The 5,703-nt window shown below is 68.1% G+C and carries 6 protein-coding genes and 1 rRNA gene; 4 read left to right on the top strand and 3 right to left on the bottom strand.

The features are described 5' to 3' along the window. Window positions 1-242: 242 nt before the first annotated feature. Both K318_RS0100060 and K318_RS18215 read right to left on the bottom strand, forming a co-directional pair. Complete coding sequence (locus K318_RS0100060) at window positions 243-971, bottom strand: response regulator (protein ID WP_029087954.1); 729 nt, start codon at window positions 969-971, stop codon at window positions 243-245. After that, a complete protein-coding gene (locus tag K318_RS18215; RefSeq protein ID WP_084499423.1) occupies window positions 968-2,389 on the bottom strand; it encodes a sensor histidine kinase in 1,422 nt (473 codons plus the stop codon). The genes K318_RS0100060 and K318_RS18215 overlap by 4 nt, the downstream gene beginning before the upstream one ends. Before the next feature lie 154 nt (window positions 2,390-2,543). Here K318_RS18215 and K318_RS0100070 point away from each other — a divergent pair, with 154 nt between their 5' ends. The 4 genes from K318_RS0100070 to K318_RS0100085 all read left to right on the top strand — a co-directional run bounded on the left by K318_RS0100070 (window position 2,544) and on the right by K318_RS0100085 (window position 5,428). Further along, complete coding sequence (locus K318_RS0100070) at window positions 2,544-3,503, top strand: ABC transporter ATP-binding protein (protein WP_029087955.1); 960 nt, start codon at window positions 2,544-2,546, stop codon at window positions 3,501-3,503. Window positions 3,504-3,652: 149 nt separating this feature from the next. Beyond that, on the top strand, window positions 3,653-4,729 hold the full coding sequence (locus tag K318_RS0100075) for an ABC transporter permease (RefSeq protein WP_245579714.1): 1,077 nt from the start codon (window positions 3,653-3,655) through the stop codon (window positions 4,727-4,729). A 76-nt stretch (window positions 4,730-4,805) separates the two neighbouring features. Then, window positions 4,806-5,018, top strand: a complete 213-nt coding sequence (locus tag K318_RS0100080) for a type II toxin-antitoxin system VapB family antitoxin (protein WP_035280108.1) — start codon at window positions 4,806-4,808, stop codon at window positions 5,016-5,018. Further along, window positions 5,015-5,428, top strand: a complete 414-nt coding sequence (locus K318_RS0100085; RefSeq protein WP_029087958.1) for a PIN domain-containing protein — start codon at window positions 5,015-5,017, stop codon at window positions 5,426-5,428. The genes K318_RS0100080 and K318_RS0100085 overlap by 4 nt, the downstream gene beginning before the upstream one ends. 138 nt (window positions 5,429-5,566) lie before the next feature. Here K318_RS0100085 and rrf read toward each other — a convergent pair. Then, window positions 5,567-5,684 (bottom strand): 5S ribosomal RNA (gene rrf / locus K318_RS0100090). Between the last annotated feature and the right edge of the window lie 19 nt (window positions 5,685-5,703).

Here is a 5,703-nt window from a genome sequence, read left to right on the forward strand (position 1 = left end):
ACTCTAAACCCTCACCGTCCTGGAAAGCAAACCCGAACCCGGGTGATACCCGCCACACCCACTCGCAAGCCGGTCATGGCACCAGAAACTATTCACACTCTCAAAAGAAAGAAAGGAATGGAGTGAAACCCCAGAGCAATCCCACGCCACCCGCCAGGCGAACCCGCCCGGGCAACGGGATACAAACTTAGTCCACGACTTCGCCGTCTGCAACTCGGTTGACTGTGACGCTGGCCTCGCCGTCAGATCGCATCATGGGTGTAGGCCCAGACCACCGCCTGGATGCGGTCCCGCACGCCGAGCTTCCGCAGCAAGCTCGAGACGTGGGACTTCACCGTCGCCTCGCCCAGGAACAGCTGTGCGGCGATCTCCGCATTGGACCGCCCCTGGGCCAGGAGGGTCAGCACCTCCGCTTCGCGCTCCGACAGCCCGCTCCGGACGAACGCGGCGCGCTGGAGCGCCGCTCCTGTTTCGGCGCCGCCGTCCTCTCCGGTGGCGGGCGCACCGGGATCCGCCTGAGCGCCTGCCCTTCCCATCGCGACGCGATCGATCACAGCTCGCGTGACATCAGGGCCGAGCAGAGCATCACCCGCGGCAAGCGTGCGCACGGCGTCGATGAGCTGCTCGGCTCTCGCGGTCTTGAGCAGGAAGCCGCTGACTCCCGCCGCGAGCGCCTCGAACAGATAGCGTTCGTGCCCGAATGTCGTGAGCACGAGGATCGCCGGCACCGGGCCGGCGCCGGCCGTGATCCTCCGCGATGCCTCGATCCCGTCCGTCCCAGGCATCTCGATGTCCATGCAGATGACATCCGGTCGGTGCACTGTGGTGAGGGCGACCGCCTGATCTCCGTCCCCGGCCTCCCCCACGACCTCGAGTCCCGGCTCGGATTCGAGGATCACACGGAAGCCGGACCGGACGAGCGCCTGATCGTCGACGAGCAGCACGCGGATCACCGCATCGCGTCCCGTCATGCTTCCACCGCCTCACGGAGCATCTCCGTACCTCCGCTGCCGCCCGCGGACTGTCCTGCGAAATCGGCCGTGGCCCGCACCAGGAAGCCGCCGTTCTCACGGGGGCGAGCGACCACCGCACCGCCCACCGCACCCATGCGCTCCTGCATGCCGCGCAGTCCCAGTCCGCTGCGACTCGCAGCGGGACCTCCGGCAGTGTGAGGCCCTGCACCGGAGGGGTCGGATCTCGCCTCACCCAGCCTGCCCGCTCCGTCGTCCGCGACCTCGACCTCCGCTCCGGTCGAGGTGAACCGCAGCCGAACCACCGCCTCGGCGCCTGGCCCTGCGTGTTTGCGCACATTGGTGAGCGCCTCCTGCACCACACGGTACAGAGCGACATCCACGAGCAGCGGCAGCGGGCGCGGGCGCCCGATCACGATGAGGGAGGCCGAGGCGCCGGAGCGACGGCTCTCCTCCACCAGCTCGGGCAGCTGGGCCACGCCCCTGGTCGAGGACGCATCCGCCGCATCGGGGTCAGCCGTCTCCTGGCGCAGAGTGCGCACGAGCGAGCGCAGCTCCGCGACCGCGGCGTGCGCACTGTCCTCCACCACCGCCAGTGACTGCACGGCCTGCACCGGAGACCGTTCGAGGATCCGTCTCGCGGCCGCCGCCTGGATGCCCATGACCGACACGTGATGGGCGACGACGTCATGCAGCTCGCGGGCGATCTCAAGCCTGTCGAGCGCGATCGCCTGTTCCGCACTCGTACGGCGCTCCCGTTCGAGCTCACGCCCCTGAGCCTCCAGCCTCGCCGTGGTGCGCGCGCTGTCCCAGGCGCGCTCACCGAAGAAGAAGGCACCGAAGAAGAACAGCAGATTGGTGATGAGCTGTGCTGCTGCGAAGGTTGCGAAGGCGGAGAAGATCGAGGACGGAAGCGCATCGGGGAACATCTCCGAGAGCTCATCGCCCGAGGAGAGCACGAGCAGGTTCGTCGCGACCCAGACGAACATGGCGGCGATGATCCCGATGCGCGACCACAGCGCGAGCCTCCTCCTGCGCTCCCACGCCCCCACCGAGTACAGGGCGAGGAACAGGCAGATGTCGACCATGAGGAAATCCGGCACTCCCATCTGCCTGCTCACGAAGAACCCCAGGGCCACCGCGATCGCCGTGGGCACCGGAAAGCGGCGGCGGAAGGTGAGGGGGAGCGAGGACAGTCCGATGCCCAGGACCCACGCCCACGGCCCGGCCCCCTCCTCGAAGAGACCGGTGCGCTGATACAGGAGTGCCACCGTCACCGCGCCCACAGCCAGGAGTGCGGCACAGAGAGCGTCGTGCCGGTACACCTCCGGACCGGGCCGCGGACGCACCCAGACGCCGAGGCCGCCGTCGCCTCCGCTGCCGCCGAACCTGCGCCCCTCGCCTCCCGCACTGCCCATGACCTCACCTTAGGGCGGACGAACGCCCCACGGCTTCCCCCTGATGCCGGAGACACTTCCCTCCGGAGGGGGAAGCGGCCACCGGCCCGGGCTTCCTACCGTGGTGCCAGCCCGGCAGAACGCGCACCGTCCCGAGCGGTGGAGAGGAGCAGATGTGCTGGAGATCAAGGGGATCACCCGCAGATTCGGCGACAGGACCGCGCTCGACGAGGTGACGTTCTCCGTCGCCGGCGGACGGATGACCGGCTTCGTCGGCGGCAACGGTGCCGGCAAGACGACCACCATGCGCGTGATCCTCGGGGTGCTCGCCGCAGACGCCGGCGCGGTCGAGCTGAACGGCTCGCCGCTCACCGCCGAGGATCGCGCCCGGTTCGGCTACATGCCGGAGGAACGAGGGCTCTACCCCAAGATGCGGGTCCTGGAGCAGCTCGTCTACCTGGGCAGACTCCATGGGCTGGCCCCGACCGAGGCGAAGCGCTCAGGTCTCGATCTGCTCGACCGGCTGGGGCTCGCAGAACGCGCCGCCGACTCTCTGGAGAGCCTGTCCCTGGGCAATCAGCAGCGCGCGCAGATCGCCGCCGCGCTCGTCCACGGTCCCACCGCACTGGTGCTCGACGAGCCCTTCTCCGGGCTCGACCCCCTCGCCGTCGAAGTGGTGCTCAGCGTGCTCCAGGACTTCGCCGCCCAGGGCGCCCCGGTCCTCTTCTCCTCCCACCAGCTCGACATCGTGGAGCGCCTGTGCGACGACGTGGTGGTGATCGGCGGGGGCCGCATCCGTGCGGCGGGCTCCCGGGAGAGCCTCCGCACAGCGCACTCCGGACGCGAGTTCGACATCGAGGTGGCCGGTCACCACGCGGATGCCGGGTGGATCCGCGAGATGCCGGGGATCACAGTCTCGCACCTCGACGGGCCGCGCGCCCGGTTCACCGCTGCTACCGACGCTGCCGCGCAGTCGGTGCTCGCCCGCGCGGTCGGGCTCGGAACGCCCGTCCCGCCCGCAGACATCAGCTCAGCAGGCACCGTCGCCGAGGCCGCCTCCGAAGCGCTGCGCCTGCACCGCTTCGCCCCGGTCGTGCCTACTCTGACCGAGATCTTCCAGGAGGTCGTCCAATGATGGTCCCACCCGCGGAGAGGAACACTTCTCCCGCGCAGAGCAATGATCCTGACGGCCGGGAGCAGACCGGATCGGTCTCGCCTCCGTTCCGCGCCGCGGGATCGAGCGGTCCCGCCGCGCCGCCGCGGCAGTCACGGTCGGTGTGGCTCGTGGCTGAGCGCGAGATCACCACGCGCATGCGCAGCAGGGCGTTCGTCATCTCGGCGGCTCTCACGCTGCTCATCGTGCTGGCCGGCGTGATGATCGGGGGGATCATGCAGCAGCGCTCGGCTGACGCGTCCGCGAATCCGGAGCCGGCTGTCGTCGCTGTCGTGGGAGAGACGCCCAAGGCTCTGTCCGGAACTCGGTTCGAGCCCCGACCTGCGGCGGATGAGGGGCAGGCTCGCGCAATGGTGGAAGCCGGTGAGGTCGCCGCCGCGGTCGTCCCGGAACCCGGTGCCGCGGCCGTCCCCGCACCCCTCACGGTCCTCGCGCTCACCGAGGTGCCCGAGGGCCTGGAGGAGACCCTCACGTATGTGCCTGCCGTCGAGCTCCTCGACGGCACTCCGAACGGCTTCAATCCGTTCGCCTATATCATCGCGCTCGGCTTCGGGATGGTCTTCTACATGACCGCGCTGACCTTCGGCACGACGATCGCGCAGAGCGTCGTCGAGGAGAAGCAGACTCGCATCGTGGAGATCCTCCTCGCGACCGCTTCGGCCCGCGCGCTGATGGCGGGCAAGGTCCTGGGAAACAGCATCCTCGCACTGGGCAGCGTCGTCATCATCCTCGTCCTCGCGGCCGTAGGGATGCTCGCCACCGGACAGGACCTCCTGCTGGGCGAACTGGGCGGGTCGCTCATATGGTTCGGAGTGCTCTTCGCCTTCGGCTTCGTCCTGGTCGCGACGCTGTATGCCGCCGCTGCCTCTCTGGTCTCACGGCAGGAGGACGTCGGCTCTGCGACGAGTCCGGTTCTCATGCTCGTGATGGCCCCCTTCTTCCTCGTGATCTTCTTCCACGACAACGAGCGAGTGCTCTCGATCCTCAGCTACGTGCCCTTCTCCGCGCCGGTCGGCATGCCCCTGCGCTTGGTGCTCGATTCGGCACGGTGGTGGGAGCCCATCGTCTCGCTCACCCTGATCCTTCTGGCGATCGCCGTCTTCGTGTCCCTGAGCGCACGCATCTACAGCAACTCGATCCTGCGCACAGGCGCCCGTGTGAGGCTCGCCGATGCGCTGAAGGGGTGAGGGGAACCAGATCCCAACCCCTACCGCACGCGCCACTCAAGCCATATAATCGTTTATATGTAACCAAGGGGGCATCATGGCACTCACAAGTGTTGATCTGGATCCACGACTCATCGAACGGGCGCGCGCGCTGACGGGAGAGCGGTCGAATCGAGCGGTCCTCGACCTCGCGCTCCGCCGCCTCATCGCCTCGAAGCAGAAGGCTGCGATGATCGAGGGCATCTCAGCGCTCGAGGACCTGGAGTCGGAGCTCGACGCGCCGGTCGTCGCTCCTCCTTCCACGTCGTGACCGACTACCTCGTCGACAACTCCGTGTGGGCGCGGTTGGCCTCGGCCGACCCGGTGATCACTGCCCGCCTCCGCAGCATCGAGCGGGCACCGGCCGATCTCTTCGTCACGTGCCCGCCCCAGGTGCTCGAATTCTGTCACAGCGCGCGCACTCCGGAGGAGCACCACCACTACCGGGAGCAGATATCCCTCGGGTTCCCCCTGGAGCGGGCGCCCGACGAATCGCTTGTGCTCGATATCCAGAGCGCCCTGTGGTCGGCCGGGCTGGTCCGCGCGGCAGGCGCCCTCGATATCCTCATCGCCGGCTATGCGCTCGCGAACGATGCCACCGTCCTCACTGCGGATCACGATTTCGACCACATCGCTGCCGTCACGGACCTGCAGCACGAGTACATCGCGCCCACCCGGTGAAAGAGGGCGCTCCGTGGCACACAGTGCCGCGGGGTGCTCGGGAAGCACCCGGGTTGAATAGGGGGTCGCGTCTGGTGAATAGGGAAAGGCCCCAACCCCCCACACAAGGGGATCAGGGCCTCTCAACCATACAAAACATTGCGGCAGTGACTTACTCTCCCACACCCCCTAGGGTGCAGTACCATCAGCGCTGGCAGGCTTAGCTAACCGGGTTCGGAAAGGATCCGGGCGTTTCCCCACCGCTATAACCACCGCAAAACCACAACCACACACCC

Source organism: Brevibacterium album DSM 18261 (genome assembly GCF_000426445.1).
GTDB classification, from domain to species: Bacteria; Actinomycetota; Actinomycetes; order Actinomycetales; family Brevibacteriaceae; genus Brevibacterium; species Brevibacterium album.